Source organism: Pseudomonas sp. B22129 (assembly GCF_044218875.1).
GTDB lineage: Bacteria > Pseudomonadota > Gammaproteobacteria > Pseudomonadales > Pseudomonadaceae > Aquipseudomonas.
Window position 1 is genome coordinate 4174520 of the sequence record NZ_CP162592.1, and the last position, 18542, is coordinate 4193061.

General features: G+C 63.1%; 16 protein-coding genes. 9 read left to right on the plus strand and 7 right to left on the minus strand.

What is annotated here, in order from left to right; all coding sequences use genetic code 11:
• The first annotated feature begins 187 nt into the window (after nucleotides 1-187).
• A complete protein-coding gene (locus AB4P94_RS19265) occupies nucleotides 188-1054 on the plus strand; it encodes a Bug family tripartite tricarboxylate transporter substrate binding protein (RefSeq protein WP_395606931.1) in 867 nt (288 codons plus the stop codon).
• 13 nt (nucleotides 1055-1067) lie between these two features.
• Here AB4P94_RS19265 and AB4P94_RS19270 read toward each other — a convergent pair whose 3' ends face one another.
• The 5 genes from AB4P94_RS19270 to AB4P94_RS19290 all read right to left on the minus strand — a co-directional run bounded on the left by AB4P94_RS19270 (nucleotide 1068) and on the right by AB4P94_RS19290 (nucleotide 4827).
• Entirely contained in the window at nucleotides 1068-1943 is an 876-nt protein-coding gene (locus tag AB4P94_RS19270; protein WP_395606932.1) for a bestrophin family protein, read from the minus strand.
• Between the two features lie 115 nt (nucleotides 1944-2058).
• Complete coding sequence (locus AB4P94_RS19275; RefSeq protein ID WP_395606933.1) at nucleotides 2059-2742, minus strand: SOS response-associated peptidase; 684 nt, start codon at nucleotides 2740-2742, stop codon at nucleotides 2059-2061.
• Between the two features lie 61 nt (nucleotides 2743-2803).
• Complete coding sequence (locus AB4P94_RS19280) at nucleotides 2804-3400, minus strand: glutathione S-transferase (RefSeq protein WP_395606934.1); 597 nt, start codon at nucleotides 3398-3400, stop codon at nucleotides 2804-2806.
• Nucleotides 3401-3430: 30 nt separating this feature from the next.
• The gene (mug, locus tag AB4P94_RS19285; RefSeq protein ID WP_395606935.1) at nucleotides 3431-3964 is read right to left on the minus strand and encodes a G/U mismatch-specific DNA glycosylase; all 534 of its coding nucleotides are present in this window, start codon (nucleotides 3962-3964) and stop codon (nucleotides 3431-3433) included.
• A complete protein-coding gene (locus tag AB4P94_RS19290) occupies nucleotides 3961-4827 on the minus strand; it encodes a LysR substrate-binding domain-containing protein (RefSeq protein WP_395606936.1) in 867 nt (288 codons plus the stop codon). Before AB4P94_RS19290 ends, mug begins: the two co-directional genes overlap by 4 nt.
• Nucleotides 4828-4961: 134 nt before the next feature.
• Here AB4P94_RS19290 and AB4P94_RS19295 point away from each other — a divergent pair, with 134 nt between their 5' ends.
• The 4 genes from AB4P94_RS19295 to AB4P94_RS19310 all read left to right on the plus strand — a co-directional run bounded on the left by AB4P94_RS19295 (nucleotide 4962) and on the right by AB4P94_RS19310 (nucleotide 9280).
• Nucleotides 4962-6014 (plus strand): agmatine/peptidylarginine deiminase, encoded by a 1053-nt coding sequence (locus tag AB4P94_RS19295; protein WP_395606937.1) that lies wholly within the window; start codon nucleotides 4962-4964, stop codon nucleotides 6012-6014.
• A 4-nt stretch (nucleotides 6015-6018) separates the two neighbouring features.
• Complete coding sequence (gene aguB, locus AB4P94_RS19300) at nucleotides 6019-6900, plus strand: N-carbamoylputrescine amidase (RefSeq protein WP_395606938.1); 882 nt, start codon at nucleotides 6019-6021, stop codon at nucleotides 6898-6900.
• On the plus strand, nucleotides 6897-7979 hold the full coding sequence (locus AB4P94_RS19305; protein WP_395606939.1) for an extracellular solute-binding protein: 1083 nt from the start codon (nucleotides 6897-6899) through the stop codon (nucleotides 7977-7979). Before aguB ends, AB4P94_RS19305 begins: the two co-directional genes overlap by 4 nt.
• 200 nt (nucleotides 7980-8179) lie before the next feature.
• Nucleotides 8180-9280 carry an agmatine/peptidylarginine deiminase gene (locus AB4P94_RS19310; protein WP_395606940.1) on the plus strand — a complete coding sequence of 367 codons (1101 nt, stop codon included), beginning with the start codon at nucleotides 8180-8182 and terminating at the stop codon, nucleotides 9278-9280.
• Here AB4P94_RS19310 and AB4P94_RS19315 read toward each other — a convergent pair.
• Nucleotides 9277-9747, minus strand: coding sequence for a MarR family winged helix-turn-helix transcriptional regulator (locus AB4P94_RS19315; RefSeq protein ID WP_395606941.1), 471 nt, complete (start codon nucleotides 9745-9747; stop codon nucleotides 9277-9279). The genes AB4P94_RS19310 and AB4P94_RS19315 overlap by 4 nt on opposite strands.
• A 293-nt stretch (nucleotides 9748-10040) precedes the next feature.
• Between AB4P94_RS19315 and AB4P94_RS19320 the strand changes: the two genes are divergently transcribed.
• Genes AB4P94_RS19320 through yghU form a run of 4 tightly spaced genes read left to right on the plus strand, consistent with a single transcriptional unit; the run spans nucleotide 10041 to nucleotide 16667 of the window.
• The gene (locus tag AB4P94_RS19320) at nucleotides 10041-13220 is read left to right on the plus strand and encodes an efflux RND transporter permease subunit (RefSeq protein ID WP_395606942.1); all 3180 of its coding nucleotides are present in this window, start codon (nucleotides 10041-10043) and stop codon (nucleotides 13218-13220) included.
• A 1-nt stretch (nucleotide 13221) separates the two neighbouring features.
• Nucleotides 13222-14391, plus strand: coding sequence for an efflux RND transporter periplasmic adaptor subunit (locus AB4P94_RS19325; RefSeq protein ID WP_395606943.1), 1170 nt, complete (start codon nucleotides 13222-13224; stop codon nucleotides 14389-14391).
• Nucleotides 14384-15829, plus strand: coding sequence for an efflux transporter outer membrane subunit (locus AB4P94_RS19330; RefSeq protein ID WP_395606944.1), 1446 nt, complete (start codon nucleotides 14384-14386; stop codon nucleotides 15827-15829). Before AB4P94_RS19325 ends, AB4P94_RS19330 begins: the two co-directional genes overlap by 8 nt.
• A gap of 4 nt (nucleotides 15830-15833) precedes the next feature.
• Nucleotides 15834-16667, plus strand: coding sequence for a glutathione-dependent disulfide-bond oxidoreductase (yghU, locus tag AB4P94_RS19335; RefSeq protein WP_395606945.1), 834 nt, complete (start codon nucleotides 15834-15836; stop codon nucleotides 16665-16667).
• Nucleotides 16668-17616: 949 nt separating this feature from the next.
• Here the strand turns inward: yghU and AB4P94_RS19340 are convergent.
• Complete coding sequence (locus AB4P94_RS19340) at nucleotides 17617-18459, minus strand: oxidoreductase (protein ID WP_395606946.1); 843 nt, start codon at nucleotides 18457-18459, stop codon at nucleotides 17617-17619.
• Nucleotides 18460-18542 lie beyond the last annotated feature (83 nt).

Sequence of the window (18542 nt, forward strand, 5' to 3'; positions counted from 1 at the left end):
GCAGGACTCGAATGTGACTGACTAAAGGGCGAATCTTAGCAAGATAAGTAACCAGTTAGTACATTAGAGTCCTGCAATAGACTATTACAGCTGCGGTGAAGATGAGACGTGGTCAAATGCCGCGCCGCGCTGGCGGATTTTTCAGCCAGGTTTAGAATCGCCTCATTCAGGCCTTTGAGGTTCCCGCATGCCTTCACCCACGCCACTGCGCGTGCTGATCGGCTTTTCGCCGCGCAGCGCTTCCGATGACTTGCTCAACAGCATGGCCCCGGCACTCGGCGCCGCGTTGGGGCGCCCGATCCAACTTGAATTGATGCCCGGTGAACTCGGGGTCAAGGCCGCCCGCGCGTTGATCGCCGGCCCGGCGGACGGCAATACCCTGCTGGTCGCCACGTTCGGCACCCACGCCATCAACCCCAACCTGCGTGATGACCTGGGCTATGACCCGCTGCACGATTTCGAGCCGATCTGCCTGGCGACGCGCGCACCGCTGGTGCTGGGCACCGGTTTGCCTCTGGAAAATCTGCAGGCACTGATTGAGTCGGGCCTGAACCAGACCCTGACCTACGGCAGTTCAGGCGTGGGCAGCGCGCCTTATCTGGCGGGTTTGTTGTTCGCGAAACTTACCGGCGTGAGGCTGGAGCACCGCGCTTACCCCGACACGCGCGAACTGTATGTGGCGCTGGAGGAGGGCCGCCTCGACCTGAGCTTCAACAATGCGGCGACCATGCTGCCAAAGGTGCGTGAAGGGGCACTACGCGCACTCGCCGTGACTACGCCGCAGAGGTCTGTGGCGCTGCCCGGCGTACCCACCCTGGAAGAAGCCGGCCTGAGCGGTTATGCGTTGAACAACTGGCTGGGCTTCGTCGCGGCCAAAGGCACTTCACCGGCGACTATCGCCGTGTTGAACCGCGCAATCGCCCTGGCCTTGAACGCCCCCGACACCCAGGCGCTGCTCCTCGAAAATGGCATTGAAACCGTGGCCGGCACGCCCGCGCAATTCGCTCGGCACCTGGCCGATGAATTGGCGCGCTGGGCGTGGCTGAGCGGCTAAAACGTGCAAGGCCTTACGCCAGGGCATCGCGCTGCATCGACTGCAGGTTCTTCTCGATGGTTTCGCAAATCGTCTCCATCTGAATCTGGTGTTCACTGGAGTGAAACGGGCTTTGCAGGTCGGTGCCGATGCGTTCGATCGCCAGCAGCATAAAACCCACCACAGTCGAGGCCAGCGGGGTGAACCAGCCCAGGGATTCGACCAGGCCCACCGGCACGATCAGGCAGAACAGCGAGATGAACAGGCGCGGAAAATACACGTAGGGGTAGGGCAGTGGCGTATTGGCGATGCGCTCCATGCCGCCTTGCGCGTTGGACAGGTCCACCAGCGTAGACTCCAGGCGCGCCAGGCGAATACTGTCCAGGCGCCCGGCCTGGTATTCGCGCGCCAGCAGCGTGGCGGAACCGGTGAGAATGTCGTTGGCGAAGTTATTGGTAGCGCCATTGCGCGCGAACTCTTCGCCGGGAATGAATGCGCGCACTTCCTCCGGGCACGGCTGGCCCTTGAGGTGCGCCGCGAGGCAGTTCACATAGGCGACGTGACGCCGCAGCAGGGTGGACTTGATCGGGTTGACCTCGCCGTCCGGGTCATCGAGCAGGGTCAGCACCTGCCGGGCGAAACTGCGCGAATTGTTGACCATCGCGCCCCACAGGGTTCGTGCTTCCCACCAGCGGTTGTAGGCGCTGCTGTTGCGAAAACTGATCAGCACCACCAGCGCGGAACCGAGCAAGGTCAGGGGCATCAACGGCAGATTGATCTTGGTGGTAAGAAACAGCATGAAGTCCACCGTCACGGCGACGTCCCACAACAACAGCCAGAACAGGGCCCAGCCCACATAGCCCATGGTCTTGATGATCAGGCGGTATTTTTTGATGATGGCGGCTTTCAAACGACAACCTCACGGCGAGCAGATGGCAACAATGCCTTAGCTCGGACGCGGGTTTGGGGGGAAAGGTTCGGCGATAAGCATCGCGAAGGCTGAATCGTTTCCGAATGGCGGCATTTCAGCCCTCGACAGGCTCAATTACATGCGGCCCGTCATGCCGCGGATTACCCACCGCGCCGTCTACCCGGAACCACTCAAACACTTCAGGCGGTTCGCCCTGAAACAGCACCATTTGCTCGGCCCTGCCTCGGTGGGTTGCCGGGTCCAGCCATTCCCGTGCCAGCAGCGGGTTCAGCACCACCGGGCGGCGGTCATGAATATCGACCATGCCGCCGGCGCTGTCAGCGGTGATGATCACAAACCCGTCGTGTTCGCCCGGGCCTTCATCGGCGTCCGGTAACTGGCCAATCGCAGCGCAAAAGGCCGGGGCGCCGTCGCGGCGGCGAATCAGATAGGGCTGTTTTTTCGGGCCGCCTTCGTCCACCCATTCAAACCAGCTGTCGATGGGCGCGAGGGCGCGGTGCGGCCAGATAGCACGGAAGAACGGGCCGTTGGCGACTTTCTCCACCCGCGCATTGATCGGCGGTGCGCGGTCTTTGGCCCAGTGCGGGCGCCAGCCCCAGCGCACGCGGTCGGCGTGCAGCAGGTCGTTGTCGACATGCAACAGCGCAACAGGCGTGGAGGGCGCCACGTTGTAGCGCTCCAGTGGCTGCTCGCCCACGCTATTGACCAGGGCATTGGGCATGCTCAAGGCCGCCACGAAATCATGGATGCCCCGGTACTGCGTCAATCGTCCGCACATGGCTGATCCCTCAGGCTGTCACCTGAGCGTAGCCGCTGCATCGCAGGCCGGGGCCGGTTGTTTATTCGATCGGGTAGCGCTTGAAGGCTGGATGCTGTTCAAGCCGTTCGGCGTGGCGTTTCAGGTTGGGAAACGCCTCGGCCTTGACCACCGAGGCCACGGTGAACTGGCTGAACGACCAGGCGACCGCCGCCGTCAGGGAGGCCTGGGTCAGCGCGCCGTCATCGGGCAGGTGTTTTTCCAGCAATGTATAAGCCGCCAGCAACTGGCCGCTGACGCGCTCGAGCCACGGTGCGTGCTGTTTCTCGGCCGGGCGCAGGTTGTGTTCATACACGATCTGCACGCTTTTTTCGCACGCCGCCAGGGCCAGCCCGAGCACCTGCACATCACGGGCGCGGGCGCTGGGGGACTGGGGCAGCAGCTTTTTGTCGGCCGGCGCCAGGGCTTCGAGATAATCGAGGATCAGGCTGGAGTCCATCAGCACGGTGCCATCGTCCAGTACCAGTGTGGGCGCCTTGACGACCGGGTTGATCTGGCCGAACTCGGCGAAGTGGCGAAACACCGAGAGTGCTTGATGCTCGAATTCCATCCCGTACAGGTCCAGGGAAATGGCCACGCGGCGTACGTAGGGCGAGTCCAGCATGCCGATCAGTTTCATGAAGCCTCCAGTGCGCTCAGGGTGTCGGGCTCACGAGAGTAAGGGCACTTGATCGGCCTGTGCAATGGCCGCTCGCAGTGGCCGGTAAGCGTCCACCAATTGTTCCAGGCCGAACGCCAGGTTGCGCCCGCTGGGGTTGGGCAACACCCATACCGAGGCGTCGCCCAGTAATTGCGGCTGCAACCCCCAGTCGAGCTGGCGTTGGCCGCTCAGTGCGCTGTAGCCGGCTTTGCCCAGAAACGCCACGAAGCGTGGCCGGCAGCGGCGGATCTTCTGTTCAAAGGCCGCCGCCGCGTCCTTGAACTCATGCCGCGCCAACTCGCCCGCGCTGGCCGTGGGGCGCTCGACCACCGTGGTCAGGCCGCAGCCGTAATCAAGCAATGTCGGCCCGTGTTCGGGGCGGATTTCGTGGGGCGTGAACCCGGCCAGGTGCAAGGTGCGCCAGAAGCGGTTGCTGCGGTTGGCAAAGTGCAGGCCGAGGGCGGCGGATCCCTTGCCGGGGTTGATGCCGCAGAACACCACCGACAAGCCTTCGGCGAGGATGTCTTCAAGCCGGTCCGTCATGTCGGATTTACCTGTAAATGGGTCAGCAGCCACGCGGTAAAACTGCGTGCCATGGGGTCGGATTCACTGTCGCGATGAGTCAACAATGCCCAGCTGGGGCCGCGAATGGTCGCTTCAACCAAGGGCGTGAGCAACCCGTCTTCCTGGGCCTGGCGGCTCAACAGCTGGCTGACCAGGCCAATCCCGAGCCCGGTGCACACCGCGTCCAGCAACAGGCCGGGATCGGAAAAATTCAAACCCTGGTCCTGTTGCCCCACATCAATGCCCGCTTCTACCGCCCAATGGCTCCAGTCCATTTCCCGCTCGCCGTGCAGGGTAGTGCGCTGCTCCTTCGGCACCTGCAACACGCGCGGGTGGCACGCTGGGAACAAGCGGTCGGCATGCAGCACCTTGAAGCTGCATTCGGCCTGGGAACTGATGTCGTCACGCACCGCCAGGTCGATGGTCTGGCTGGCCATGTCGGGCACTTCGTCGGTGCTGAAGATCCACAGGTCCACTTCCGGGTGCTGGCGGCGGAAGTCCGCCAGGCGCGGGAGCAACCAGTGCCGTGCAAAGGTCGGCGTGGTATTGAGCACCAGTTGGTTGGGCTTGCGGTATTGCCCCAGCCGCCGCACGCCGACCGCCAGTTGTTGCAGCAGGGCCTGGGTGGTGCTGAGGAAATCATAACCGGCATCGGTGAGGCTCACGCTGCGCCCGCTGCGAAAGAACAGCGGCTGCTCAAGATAGGCCTCCAGGCTGCGGATCTGCTGGCTGATTGCCGATTGGGTCAGGTGCAGTTCTTCAGCCGCCTTGTGGAAACTGCCCAGCCGGGCGGCGGCTTCAAAACCGCGCAGGGTGCCGAGGGGCGGCCAGTGGTTCAACATGCTGATAAGTTCCTCTAATCAGTTTTATACAAAATCCATCGTTTGTTTGGCCTTTTGCGCCACCGTAGCATGCATGCCAAGACTCCGTGGGCAGTTTTCACTGAACACAATGACTTAACTCAAAGGTACTTGTCATGCAGCGCAATGAAATTCCAAGCAGTGGTTGGTGGATGCCCGCGGAGTGGGCGCGTCACGTGGCGACGTGGATGGTCTGGCCGCATAACCAGGCCTTGTGGGAGACCACTTGGGGCGTGACCCTGGCGCAGGTGCAGGAAGATTTCGCCCGGGTCGCCAATGCGATTGCCCGGTTCGAGCCGGTGAAAATGATTGTCGACCCCTCGGCGGTCGCCAGTGCTAACGCGCTGTGCGGGCCGGGGGTGGAGTTGATCGCTCAGGCGGTCAACGACAGCTGGTGCCGCGACTCCGGTCCGAGTTTTGTGTGCCACCCACAACAGGGCCTGGCCGGGGTGAGCTGGCGCTTCAATGCGTGGGGCGGAAAATCGGCCCACGACCTGGATGAAAGCCTGGCACGCCGGGTGCTCAACCACTTGGGGCTGGAGTGCTTCGGTACGCCGTTGAGCAACGAAGGTGGCGCGATTCACGTGGACGGCGAGGGCACGCTGATCACCACCGAGTCGGTGCTGCTCAACCCCAATCGCAACCCCGGCGTGACCAAGGCCGAGATGGAGGAGATCTTCGCGCGCCTGCTGGGCATCAAGAAGACCATCTGGCTGCCGGGCGACCCGGATTACGTGACCGGTGACATGACTGACGGTCATGTGGACGGTGTTTGCGCCTTCGCACGCCCCGGCGTACTGCTGGTTGACGCCACCCGCGACCAAGGTTCGGTCTACGCCGAGGTGGTGCGCGAAAACCGCCGCGCCTTGCAATTGGCCACCGACGCTCAGGGCCGCTCCTTCGAGATGATCGAGCTCTACGAGGCCACCGATGCGGTGGACACGGAGGCTGAAGTGTTCTGCGCCTCCTACACCAATTTCTATATCGCCAACGGCGCAATCATCATGCCGGCCTACGGCATCGCCGCCGACCAGGTGGCCGCCCAGGTGCTGGCCCAGGCGTTTCCCGGCCGTGAAATCGTGCCGGTGCAGATCAACCATTTGGCCCATGGCGGCGGCGGGGTGCATTGCATCACGCAACAGCAACCGGCCTGGCCATTCAAGGGGTAATGCCATGACCGTTTTGACCATCGCGACTACTCAGATGCCGTGCAGCTGGGACTTGCCAGGCAACCTTGACCGCGCCGAACAGCTGGTGCGCGACGCGGCGGCCAAGGGCGCCCAGGTGATCCTGTTGCAGGAGTTGTTCGCCACGCCGTATTTCTGCATCGAGCAGCACCACAAGCATTTGGCGCTGGCCGAGGAATACTCGCGCAGCCAGGTCCTCAAGCGCTTTGCCACACTGGCTCGGGAATTGGGTGTAGTACTGCCGCTGAGCTGGTTCGAACAAGCCGGCAACGCCTTCTTCAATTCCCTGAGCGTGGCCGATGCCGACGGGCAGTTGCTGGGTGTGTACCGCAAGACCCACATCCCGAACGCCATCGGCTATCAGGAGAAGGAATATTTCAGCCCCGGCGATACGGGCTTTCGCGTGTGGGACACGGCATTCGGCCGCCTCGGCATCGGCATCTGCTGGGACCAGTGGTTTCCCGAAACCGCACGCTGCCTGGCCCTGCAAGGCGCCGAAGTGCTGCTGTTTCCCACCGCCATCGGTTCGGAACCCGGCTGCGCCAGCCTGGATTCCCGTGACCATTGGCAGATGACCATGCGCGGCCACGCGGCGGCGAACCTCGTGCCGGTGGTGGCGGCCAACCGCGTCGGGCGTGAAACCGCAACCACCGACGCAGGCCTGCAAATGGACTTCTACGGATCGTCGTTTATCTGCGACCACAAGGGCAAATTACTCGCCGAAGCCGACCGCGACAGCACCGGCGTGCTGGTGCAACGCCTCGACCTGTCAGCCATGCGTGAAGAGCGCCTGACCTGGGGCATCTTCCGCGATCGCCGCCCGCACCTGTACGGCGCGCTGTTGACCCTAGATGGCCGCCCAGCATGAAAACACTACTGAGCTGCACCCTGATGCTCGCGGCTGCCTGTGCCTCGGCGGATGACAAAACCCTGAGGCTCTACAACTGGGCGGATTACTTTGCCGCCGACACCCTGTCGCGGTTCACCGCCGAAACCGGCATCAAAGTGATCTACGACGTGATGGACGGCAGCGAAACCCTCGAAGCCAAGCTGATGGCCGGCGGCAGCGGCTACGACCTGATCTTCCCCGGTGACACCGTGGCCGAACGCTTGATGCGTGCGGGCGCCTTGCAGCCCTTGGACCCGGCAAAGCTGACCGAGACGGACGACATCGAACCCGGCCTGCAGAAGCTGCGCACCCACTACGTTCATTCGAACAAAGCCACAGTGCCCTACACCTGGGGCACCATCGGCCTGACCTACAACACTCAGCAGGTCCAGCAGCGCATGCCGAATGCCCCGGTCAACAGCCTCGATTTGCTGTTCAAACCGCAGAACGCAGCCAAATTCGCCGATTGCGGCATTTCGCTGATCGACTCGCCGGACGAAGTGCTTGCCGTGGTCCTCAACTACCTGGGCCGTGACCCGCGCAGCGCCAAGCGCGAAGACCTGGCCGCCGCCAGTGATTTGCTGCTCAAGCTGCGCCCTTACATCCGCAAGTTCCAGTCGCAGCCGGTGACCGACCTGGTCAACGGCAACCTGTGCCTGTCCCTCGGTTACAGCGGCGACATGACCCAGGCCCAACGCGCCGCCGATGCCGCCGGCAAAGCCGTGACGTTCGGCTACCACATCCCTCGCGAAGGCACCACGGTGTGGATGGACACCCTGGCGATTCCGGTCGACGCCAAGCACCCGGAATACGCCTACGCGTTCATCAACTTCGTGATGCGCCCGCAGAACATGGCGGCCATCACCAACTTCACCGGTTACCCCACGGCCAACGCCAAAGCCCGGCCGGAGGTGGAGGCGAGCATGCGCGACAACCCCGAGATCTACCCGGACGCGGCGACCTTTGATCGGCTGATCGCCGGCAAAGACATTTCCCAGGCCGATATGCGCGCGCGAATGCGCGTGTGGACTAAATTCAAGACAGCGACCGTCAAATAATTGTGGATAACACGCTTCCTGTGGCGAGCGAGCTTTTGTGGCGAGCGAGCTTGCTCGCGCTGGAGTGCGCAGCGCTCCCGCTTTTTTTGGGGCCGCTACGCAGCCCAGCGCGAGCAAGCTCGCTCGCCACAAAAAGCCTCGCTCGCCACAAAAGCACAGTTAACTCCCGTTCAACCCAACACCGCACTCCCGAGACCAACATGCCCACTCGCCGCACCTTCATCAAACAAGCCAGCGTGGTCTGCGCCATGACCCTGATCAACACCCACGTACGCGCCGCGGTTGGCGGGCGTTTCTACATGCCCGACGAAGGCGAAAAACACCGCCAGGCGTTTATCGCCTTTGGCGCCCAGGACGCCATCTGGGAAGACTTCACCGCCGACGTGCAGGCCGCCCTCGGGCGCATTGCCCGCGCCATCGCGGCCTATGAGCCGGTCACCGTATTCTGCCGCGAGGACGAGCGTGCACTGGCCGAGCAGCACTGCGGCACGCGCAACATCACCTTTGTCGAAACCGAGCTGGACGACATCTGGATGCGCGACACCGGCGCCAACTTTGTCATCGACGGCACCGGCGGCATCGGCGCGGTGGACTTCAACTTCAACGGCTGGGGCAACAAACAGCAGCACGACGAAGACGCGCAACTGGCCGGCCTGGTCGCCGAAGAAACCGGCGCCAAACACATCCGCAGCGAACTGGTGGGCGAGGGCGGTGGCATCGAAGTGGACGGCCTGGGCACCGGCATCATGACCGAGAGCAGCTGGATCAACCGCAACCGTAACCCCGACTGGAGCAAGGCCGATGTGGAAGCCGAGCTGAAAGAGCGTCTGGGGTTGCGCAAAATCATCTGGCTGCCGGGCATCAAGGGCAAAGACATCACCGACGCCCACGTCGATTTTTACGCGCGCTTTGTTTCGCCCGGCGTGGTGCTGGCCAACCTCGACACTGACCCTGAGTCCTATGACCACAAGGTCACCCTGGCGCACCTGGAGATCCTCAAGAACGCCACCGACGCCGATGGCCGCCCGTTGCAGGTGCACACCGTGTCGCCGCCGCTGAGCCCGCGCAAAAGCAAGTTCAGCAAAGGCAATGAAGATTTTGCGGCGGGCTATATCAACTATTTCGTGATCAACGGCGCGGTGATTGCGCCCGAGTTCGGTGACGCGGCGGCGGACCGCAAGGCGCTGGACCTGCTGACGCGGCTCTATCCGAACCGCAAGGTGGTGCAGTTGAATATCGACGCCATCGCGGCGGGCGGTGGCGGTATTCACTGCGTGACCAACCACCAGCCAATGGCTTAGTCGTTTTTGGCCAGCAACTGACGGGCGAAATCGTCGGAGGCGATAAAGTCCAGGGTCTGGCGCAGTTGCGCTGCCGCTTCCCGGCCGAACGCTTGATCAAAGCGCTCGGCCATTTGCGTTGAAATACGCCTGGCTTTGGCATGGATGCTGACGCCGGCGTCGGTCAGCAGCACACGGCGGGTGCGGCGGTCGAGTTCGTCTACGCGCAACTCCACCAGCCCGTCGCGCACCAGCGGTTTGAGCGTATGCCCCAGCGCCGACAAATCCATCACCAGAGCCTGGGCCAGTTCGCCCATTTTCGGCGTGCCGGCCTTGGCGATGCGGTTGAGCACCGCGTACTGGGTGGCTTTCAACCCGCAGGGTGCGAAGGCCTCGTCATAGATCTGGCCCAGGCGCCGGGACGTGCGGCGCACGGCGCCATTCACGCAGGCGCTGGGGCTCTCGGAGCAGGGCGGTGCAGATTTCAAGGGCAAATACTCTCTGATACAAAACGCGACGGAGTTGATTATGCCTGCCAACTCCGTCAGGACAAGGCCTTTGAGGCCGAGGATGAATACCGGTACAGGTTGAAACTGCAAAGGTGAATATTGAGACAGCTTGAAACAAATTAGTTGCGTACGCCACTAAATTGGATATCGTGGCCTATGCCTCTTTGTGACCCGGATGTCGTTGCAAACTCCCCAGGATGCGCATGGGGCGAGGCGGGAAACGGCACGGCTCTGCCTGCTTGAACGTCCAACCCCTGTCTGGATCACCTCCTATGCTGAGCCTCGTGCGCATCGCATTGCTGCGCCCCTATACCTTCCTGGTATTGGCCATCTTCATCCTGATCATCGGCCCGCTGGCGGCGTGGCGCACGCCGACTGACATCTTTCCCGAAATCCGCATCCCGGTCATCGCCGTGATCTGGCAGTACACCGGCTTGCCGCCCGACCAGATGGCGGGGCGCATCACTTCGCCGTTCGAGCGGGTGCTGACCACCACCGTAAACGACATCCGCCATATTGAAGCGCAGTCGATGAACGGCTACGGGATTGTGAAGATCTTCTTCCAGCCCGGCGTCAACATCAGTACGGCCAACGCCCAGGTGACGTCGGTGTCCCAGGCGATCCTGCGGCAGCTGCCGCCGAGCACCGTGCCGCCGTTGGTGCTCAACTACAGCGCCTCCACCGTGCCGATTGTGCAGCTTGCGCTATCAGGGCCGGGCTTGAGCGAACAGCGCCTGGGTGACATCGGCCTGAACCAGGTGCGCCTGATGCTCACCAGCGTGCCGGGCGCGGCGCTGCCGTACCCGTTTGGCGGCAAGAGCCGCCAGGTGCAGATCGACCTCGATTCGGCGCGCATGCAGGCCCGTGGCCTGTCGGCGCAGGACGTGGCCACCGCGCTGGCGACCCAGAACCTGATCACGCCGGTGGGCACGCAAAAGATCGGCAGCTATGAATTCAACCTGCAACTGAACAACGCCCCGTCGGATTTCCATGACCTGGAAAACCTGCCGATCAAAACCGCTGACGGCACCACGGTATTGATCCGCGACGTGGCCACCGTACGCGACGGCAACCCGCCGCAAACCAACATCGTGCATGTGAATGGCAACCGTTCGGTGCTGCTGCCGGTGCTCAAGACCGGCTCGGCCTCGACCCTGGGCGTGATCGCCGGGATCAAAGACAAGCTTGCCGACAACAAGGCCGCATTGCCGCCCAACCTGAACATCGACCTGATCGGCGACCAGTCGCTGTTCGTGCGTTCGGCCATCAGCGGGGTGGCCCGTGAAGGCTTGATCGCCGCGGCGCTGACCAGCCTGATGATCCTGCTGTTCCTCGGCAGTTGGCGCTCGACGGTGATTATCGCCACCTCGATTCCCCTGGCGATCCTCGCCTCGATTGCCACGCTGTCGGCGCTCGGCGAAACCCTCAACATCATGACCCTCGGCGGCCTGGCCCTGGCGGTGGGGATTTTGGTAGACGACGCCACGGTGACCATCGAAAACATCAACTGGCACCTGGAGCAGGGCAAGCCGGTGCAGACGGCGATCCTCGACGGCGCGGCGCAAATCGTGACCCCGGCGTTTGTGTCGCTGCTGTGTATCTGCATCGTGTTTGTGCCGATGTTCTTCCTCGATGGCGTGGCGCGTTTTCTGTTCGTGCCGATGGCTGAGGCGGTGATTTTTGCGATGATCGCCTCGTTCCTGCTGTCGCGGACCCTGGTGCCGACCCTCGCCAACTACCTGCTCAAACCCCACGTGCATGGCGAAGACGGGCCAGCGCCGACGCGCAACCCGCTGGTCAACTTCCAGCGTGGTTTCGAGCGGCGTTTTGAAGCCTTCCGCGAGCGCTACCACAAGGTGCTGGATAGCGCCTTGCACCACCGCCGTACGGTGGTGATCGGCCTGCTCGCGTTCGTCGCCGTCTCGTTTGCACTGGTGCCATTCCTGGGGCGCAACTTCTTCCCGGATGTGGATTCCGGGCTGATCCTGCTGCACGTACGGGCCCCGGTGGGTACGCGGGTGGAAAGCAATGCGCACCTGATCGCCGAGATTGAAAACGCGATCCGCCGCAAAGTCCCGGCCAGCGAACTCAAGGCCTTGGTCGATAACATCGGCCTGTCCATCAGCGGCATCAACGTGGTGTACAACAACACCGGCACCGTGGGCTCCCAGGACAGCGACATCCAGATCAGCCTGAACGAGGGGCACCGCCCGACCGCCGAGTACATGCGTGAACTGCGCGAGACCCTGCCACGGGAATTCCCGAGCGCGGTGTTCTCGTTCCCGGCCTCGGACATCGTCGGGCAGATCCTCAACTTCGGTTCTTCAGCCCCGATCGACCTGCAAATCACCGGCAATAATCTGGCGGGCAACTTCACCTATGCCAACACATTGCTGCGTGACATTCGCCGGGTGCCGGGGGTGGTGGATGCGCGTATCCAGCAGTCGCGGCAACTGCCGACGTTCAACATTGACGTGGACCGCACCCGCGCGCAATTGGTCGGCCTGACCGAGCGCGACGTGACCAACAGCCTGGTCGTGAACCTTGCCGGTTCGAGCCAGGTGGCGCCGACCTTCTGGCTCAACCCGGCCAACGGCATTTCCTATCCGATCGTGATGCAAACCCCGCAATACAGCCTCGAAAGCCTGGCGGCGCTGCATAACCTGCCACTCAGTGGCGGCAGCGGGGCGGCGGCTGACCAGACCCTTGGCGGCCTGGCGAATATCCAGCGCAGCCACAGCAATTCGGTGATCACCCAGTCGGATATCCAGCCGGTGGTTGAAGTGCTGACCGCGATCCAGGACCGTGACCTGGGCGGCGTCGCCGCCGATATTCAGAAGATCATCGCAGCCCACGCCGGTGAAGTGCCCACCGGTTCCAAAGTGATCCTGCAAGGCCAGGTGCAGACTATGAATGCGGCCTTCAGCGGCTTGCTGTTTGGCCTGCTCGGCGCGGTGGTGCTGATCTACCTGCTGATCGTGGTCAACTTCCAGTCCTGGGCCGACCCGTTTGTGATCATCACCGCGCTGCCGGCGGCGCTGGCGGGCATTGTGTGGATGCTGTTTATCACCCACACGCCGCTGTCGGTGCCGGCGCTGACGGGAGCGATCATGTGCATGGGCGTGGCCACCGCCAACGCCATCCTCGTGGTGAGTTTCTGCCGCGAACGCCTGGCGGTGCACGGCGATGCGGTGCAAGCCGCGCTGGAAGCCGGCTTCACGCGGTTGCGCCCGGTGCTGATGACCGCCATCTCGATGGTCATCGGCATGGCGCCCATGGCCCTGGGCCTGGGGGAGGGCGGTGAGCAGAACGCGCCGCTCGGCCGCGCGGTGATCGGCGGCCTGACCTTCGCCACCATCGCCAGCCTGATTCTGGTTCCACTGATTTTCAGTCTTGTGCACGGGCGTCGCCAACACGCGCCGCTTGCGACCACCGTTACCGTAGGGGTTTGACATGTCCGTTTCCCATTCTCAACCGAAGTCTTCCCGTGGCCTGCTTTGGCTTATCGTCGGTGGGGTCGTCGTGGTGGTCATCGTCGGTGTCGGCATCGGCGTGCGCGCCAGTGAGTCCCGTGACCTCAAGACCTGGACCGACGCCCAGGCACTGCCCAGCGTCAACCTGGTCAAACCGCTGGTGCAAGCCCAAGGGCCGGTGCTAAACCTGCCGGGGCGCATGGAAGCGTATTCCCGCGCGTCGATTTTCGCCCGGGTCAACGGCTACCTGAAATCCTGGAATGTCGACATCGGCACTCGCGTCAAAGCCGGGCAAGTGCTGGCTGAAATCGACACCCCGGAACTCGACCAGCAACTGCTGCAAGCCCGCGCCACCCTGGCATCGGCCCAGGCCAACGCGACCCTCGCGCAAACCACCGCCAAACGCTGGCAGGCCATGCTGGTCAATGACTCGGTGTCGCGCCAGGACGTGGATGAGCGCACCGGCGACCTGACCGCCAAGCTGGCCCAGGTGGCGGCGGCCAAGGCCAATGTCGAGCAATTGGTTGCCACCAAAGGCTTCCAGCACCTGGTGGCGCCGTTTGCCGGTGTGGTCACGGCGCGCAGCACAGACGTGGGTGCCTTGATCAGCGCTGGCGGTGCGGCCGGTAAAGAGCTGTTTGCCGTGGCCGATGTGAGCCGCCTGCGCGTGTACGTGCAGGTGCCGCAAACCTTCTCGCCGCAGATTCGCGAAGGCACCACGGCGCGCTTGAGCGTGCCGGAGTACCGTGGTGAAACCTTCACCGGCAAGGTGATCGCCACCGCCGACGCGGTCAACGCCGCTTCCGGCAGCACCCTCGTGCAATTGCTCGTGGACAACCCCGGGGGCCGCCTGCTGCCGGGCGGCTACACCAGCGTGCAGTTCGACCTGCCGGTGCAGGCCGACGTGCTGCGCATTCCGTCCAGCGCCCTGGTGTTCGATGACAAGGGCATGCGCGTCGCCACCCTCGACACCCAGAACCACGTGCACTTCAAAACCATCAGCATCGCCCGCGACTTTGGCGACAGCGTGGAAATCGCCAGCGGCCTGCAAGCCGCCGACCGCGTGATCGACACACCGCCCGACGGCCTGGCCGATGACGATTCGGTGCAACTGGCTGTCGCCGCCACCGAGGTCAAACCCCATGGCTAAGCGCACCCTGCTGGGGCTGCTCGCCACCTTGAGCCTGGGCGCCTGCTCGCTGGCGCCGCCACTCAAGGTGCCGCCCACCCCGATTGCCGCACAGTTCCATACCCAAGGGCCGTGGACCGTCGGCACGCCGAATGATCAGGCCAACCGTGATGGCTGGTGGCGCATCTACAACGACCCGCAACTGGACGCGATGCAGCAGGAACTGTTGAAAAACAACGCCGACCTGAGCGCGGCACTGGCGCACTATCAACAGTCCCAGGGCTTTGAGGCGCAGGCGCGTTCAGGGCTGTTTCCGAAGCTCTCGGCCATCGGCAACGGCCAGCGCATTCGCCAGTCGGACAACCGACCGTTGCGCTCCGCCACTTCGCCGGATACCTACAACTCGGCCACGCTGGGCCTGGAAGTGGACTATGAAGTCGACCTGTGGGGCCGCGTGCGCGATACCGTTGCCGCCGGCACCAGCGATTCGCAGGCGGCCAAGGCGGATCTGGCGTCGGTACGCCTGAGCCTGCAAGCCCAGCTCGCCGACAGCTACATCCGCCTGCGCGGCATCGACTGGCAAAACCAGTTGCTGGAACAGACCCGTGACGCCTACGCCAAGGCCCTCAACCTGACGGAAGGCCTGCACGGCGGCGGGATTGTTTCCGGCCTGGACGTGGCGCGGGCGCGTACGCAGTTGTCGACGGTCAAGTCGCAACTGACCCAGTTGCAGGTGCAGCGCGCGGTGCTGGAACATTCCATTGCGGCCATGCTCGGTGAGTCCGCCTCGACCTACAGCGTGGCTGTCAACGTCGCGCCGATCGCCTTGCCGAATGTGCCGACCGGCGTGCCGTCCAGCCTGCTGCAACGTCGCCCGGACATCGCGGCTGCCGAGCGGCGTATCGCCTCGGCCAATGCACGTATCGGCGTGGCCAAGGCGGCGTGGTTCCCGCAGATCACCTTGAGCGCCCAGGGCGGTTATCAGAGTGACGAGTTTGCCCGCCTGCTCAGTGCGCCCAACCTGTTCTGGGCCATCGGTCCGTCGTTGGTGGGGACACTATTTGATGGCGGTGCACGCCAGGCCCAGGTGGATATCGCCAAGGCCGCCACCGATGAAGCCGCGGCGAAATACCGTGGCGTGGTGTTGGGCGCGTTCGAGCAAGTGGAAGACAACCTGTCGCAAATCGCCGGCCTGGGCAGTGCGCTGGATGACCAGCGCGATGCTGCGACAGCCGCGCAATACGCCGAAGACCTCTCAACCTCGCGTTATCGCCAGGGCGCAGTGGCCTATCTGGACGTGGTGACCGCCCAAGTGGCGGCGCTGGAAGCCAAGCGCACGGTATTGCAACTGCAAACCCAGCAATTGAGCGCTAATGTGGGCCTGATCAAGGCGCTGGGCGGCGGATGGAACGTGGCTCAACTGGCCGCGTCGAACACTACTGAAACCAAGGAGCAGTAAATTCATGACTGACTATGTACCCCCGAAGGTGTGGACCTGGGAAACCGAAAGCGGCGGCACGTTCGCCAGCATCAACCGGCCCGTGGCCGGGGCGACCCATGACAAGGAACTGCCGGTGGGCAAGCATCCCTTGCAGCTGTATTCCCTGGCGACGCCGAATGGGCAGAAGGTCACCATCCTGCTCGAAGAGTTGTTGGCCCTGGGGCACTCGGGTGCGGAATACGATGCGTGGCTGATCAAGATTGGCGACGGTGACCAGTTCGGCAGCGGGTTTGTGTCGGTGAATCCGAACTCAAAAATTCCTGCGTTGCTGGACCGCAGTGGCGCCACGCCGATCCGGGTGTTCGAATCGGGCGCGATTTTGCAGTACCTCGCAGAAAAGTTCGGCGCGTTCTTTCCCGCCGAGCCTGCGGCGCGTGCGGAATGCTTGTCTTGGCTGTTCTGGCAGATGGGCAGTGCGCCGTATCTGGGTGGCGGCTTTGGGCATTTTTATGCGTATGCGCCGAGCAAGATGGAGTACGCGATCAACCGGTTTGCCATGGAAACCAAGCGCCAGCTGGACGTGCTGGATCAGCGTTTGGCCGTGAGCGAGTACATCGCCGGGGATGAGTATACGATCGCTGATATTGCGATTTGGCCCTGGTATGGCGGGTTGGTTAAGGGCCGGTTGTATGGGGCGGCGGAGTTCCTGTCGGTGCACGAGTACAAGCATGTGTTGCGTTGGGCCGATGCGATTGAAGCACGGCCTGCGGTGCAGCGGGGGCGCAGGGTGAATCGGGTTTCCGGGGAGGTTTCGGAGCAACTGGCTGAGCGGCATGATGCTCGGGATTTGGGCTGAGTACATATCCGTTATTTGGGGCGCGGCGGATATGGGTTCCGCCCTTACGGCGGGTCACTTTTGGAAAAGAGCCCCAAAAGTAACCAAAAGGGCTCTTGCCCCACCACTCGGCACCTCGCCCAGGCTCGGTGTGCCCGCACTCCGGCTTGAATCCGTGGGCCGCCGCCATGGGCCATCCCTGGCCCATCGCGGCTAACCCGGCGTCCTGCCGGGTTGCCCACGGCTTCAAGCCTGCGTGCGGCCAGCGTGGTTTAACGGGGCGCCCAAGATCAAGATCAAGATCAAAAGCAAGAGCACGGCGGCCTAGTAGCCGACCTGAGTGGTTGAAGCAAAAGCGCTGTTTTTGCCAGGGCAGGTTGCGTTCCTTCAGACAAATGAAGATCCAACTGTGGGAGCGGGCTTGCTCGCGAATGCGGTCTCTCAGCTACAAATCTTTTGACTGACCCACCGCATTCGCGAGCAAGCCCGCTCCCACATTTCTAACCGAGTAAGACTTCAATACCTTCACAGAGCTGCTTTTCTGTGGGAGCTGGCTTGCCTGCGATGCTGCCAACTCGGTCCAACAGGCACACCTGGTTGATGCCATCGCAGCGGTGCGGCGATCCGACAAGCCAGCTCCCACACTGAACCGCTTTTGCTCCACACCACTCAGGCCGCCGTGCTTTTGATCTTGATCTTGGGCGCCCCGTTAAACCACGCTGGCCGAACGCAGGTATTACGGAGCGGGTAAACCGGCAGGACGCCGGTTTAGCCGCGACGGGGCAGGGACGCCCCGTCGCGGCGGCCCGCGCAGTAATGCCGGAGTGAGGGCATGCCGAGCCTAGGCGAGGCACCGAGTGGTGGGGCAAGAGCCTTTTGGTTACTTTTGGGCTCCTTTCAAAAGTGACCCGCCGTAAGGGCGGAACCCATATCCGCCATCACCCCAATAACGGATATGTACTCCCACAACCTAGCCAAAATCCGTCCCCCGCGAAACACCCTCCCAGGCAGCAATCTCCGCCTGCAGCGCACTCAGCTTGGCACTCACGTGGTCCACCGCATCATTGCCCAACAACAAATGCGCCGGCGGCTCAGGGCTGGCCACTACCTGCATCATCGCCAGTGCCGCCTTGGCCGGGTCGCCGTCCTGGCGCCCGCTGCGGGCCTGGCGCGCGGCGCGCACGGCATCGAACGAAGCGTCATAGTCGGCAATCGTGCGCTCAGCCCGCACCATCGAACGTCCGGCCCAGTCGGTACGAAAGCCCCCAGGCTCGATGGCGGTCACGTGAATACCGAATGGCTTCACCTCTTTGCCCAATGCCTCGGAAATCCCCTCCAGCGCAAACTTGCTGCCGTGGTACACACCAAGCCCCGGGAAGGTGGTCAGGCCGCCCATGGACGTGATGTTGAGAATATGCCCGCGCCGCCGTTTGCGCATGAACGGCAGCACCGCCTGTATCATCGCCACCGCGCCAAACACATTCACCTCGAATTGCTGGCGTACGTCATCCAGCGCCGACTCCTCGAGCACGCCTTCAAAACCATAGCCGGCGTTGTTCACCAACACGTCAATGGTGCCGATATTTTTTTCGATTTCGGCAACAACGGCGGGCACGAACAGGCTGTCGGTGACGTCCAGCAAGCGCGCAAAGGAATAGCCGGGTTTGAGATTATCGAACGCATCGATGGCTTCCGGCGTGCGCACGGTGCCGACGACGCGCTCGCCGGCGGCCAGCAGCGCCTCGGCGAGGGCTTTGCCGAAGCCGGAGCTGATACCCGTGATAAGCCAGGTTTTCTGTGAGTGTGCGGGCATGGTGATCTCCTGTGAGTGTGCCTGGGATCTTTCGCTTTAAACCCCAGGCGCACAATCGGGCAGGGCCTGTTCAGGCCTTGAAG

Excerpts from the sequence above, each read along its gene's own strand:
- AB4P94_RS19265 (WP_395606931.1), top strand. The coding sequence starts at position 188 with ATGCCTTCACCCACGCCACTGCGCGTGCTGATCGGCTTTTCGCCGCGC.
- AB4P94_RS19275 (WP_395606933.1), bottom strand. The coding sequence starts at position 2,742 with ATGTGCGGACGATTGACGCAGTACCGGGGCATCCATGATTTCGTGGCG.
- AB4P94_RS19280 (WP_395606934.1), bottom strand. The coding sequence starts at position 3,400 with ATGAAACTGATCGGCATGCTGGACTCGCCCTACGTACGCCGCGTGGCC.
- mug (WP_395606935.1), bottom strand. The coding sequence starts at position 3,964 with ATGACGGACCGGCTTGAAGACATCCTCGCCGAAGGCTTGTCGGTGGTG.
- AB4P94_RS19290 (WP_395606936.1), bottom strand. The coding sequence starts at position 4,827 with ATGTTGAACCACTGGCCGCCCCTCGGCACCCTGCGCGGTTTTGAAGCC.
- AB4P94_RS19295 (WP_395606937.1), top strand. The coding sequence starts at position 4,962 with ATGCAGCGCAATGAAATTCCAAGCAGTGGTTGGTGGATGCCCGCGGAG.
- aguB (WP_395606938.1), top strand. The coding sequence starts at position 6,019 with ATGACCGTTTTGACCATCGCGACTACTCAGATGCCGTGCAGCTGGGAC.
- AB4P94_RS19305 (WP_395606939.1), top strand. The coding sequence starts at position 6,897 with ATGAAAACACTACTGAGCTGCACCCTGATGCTCGCGGCTGCCTGTGCC.
- AB4P94_RS19310 (WP_395606940.1), top strand. The coding sequence starts at position 8,180 with ATGCCCACTCGCCGCACCTTCATCAAACAAGCCAGCGTGGTCTGCGCC.
- AB4P94_RS19320 (WP_395606942.1), top strand. The coding sequence starts at position 10,041 with ATGCTGAGCCTCGTGCGCATCGCATTGCTGCGCCCCTATACCTTCCTG.
- AB4P94_RS19325 (WP_395606943.1), top strand. The coding sequence starts at position 13,222 with ATGTCCGTTTCCCATTCTCAACCGAAGTCTTCCCGTGGCCTGCTTTGG.
- AB4P94_RS19330 (WP_395606944.1), top strand. The coding sequence starts at position 14,384 with ATGGCTAAGCGCACCCTGCTGGGGCTGCTCGCCACCTTGAGCCTGGGC.
- yghU (WP_395606945.1), top strand. The coding sequence starts at position 15,834 with ATGACTGACTATGTACCCCCGAAGGTGTGGACCTGGGAAACCGAAAGC.
- AB4P94_RS19340 (WP_395606946.1), bottom strand. The coding sequence starts at position 18,459 with ATGCCCGCACACTCACAGAAAACCTGGCTTATCACGGGTATCAGCTCC.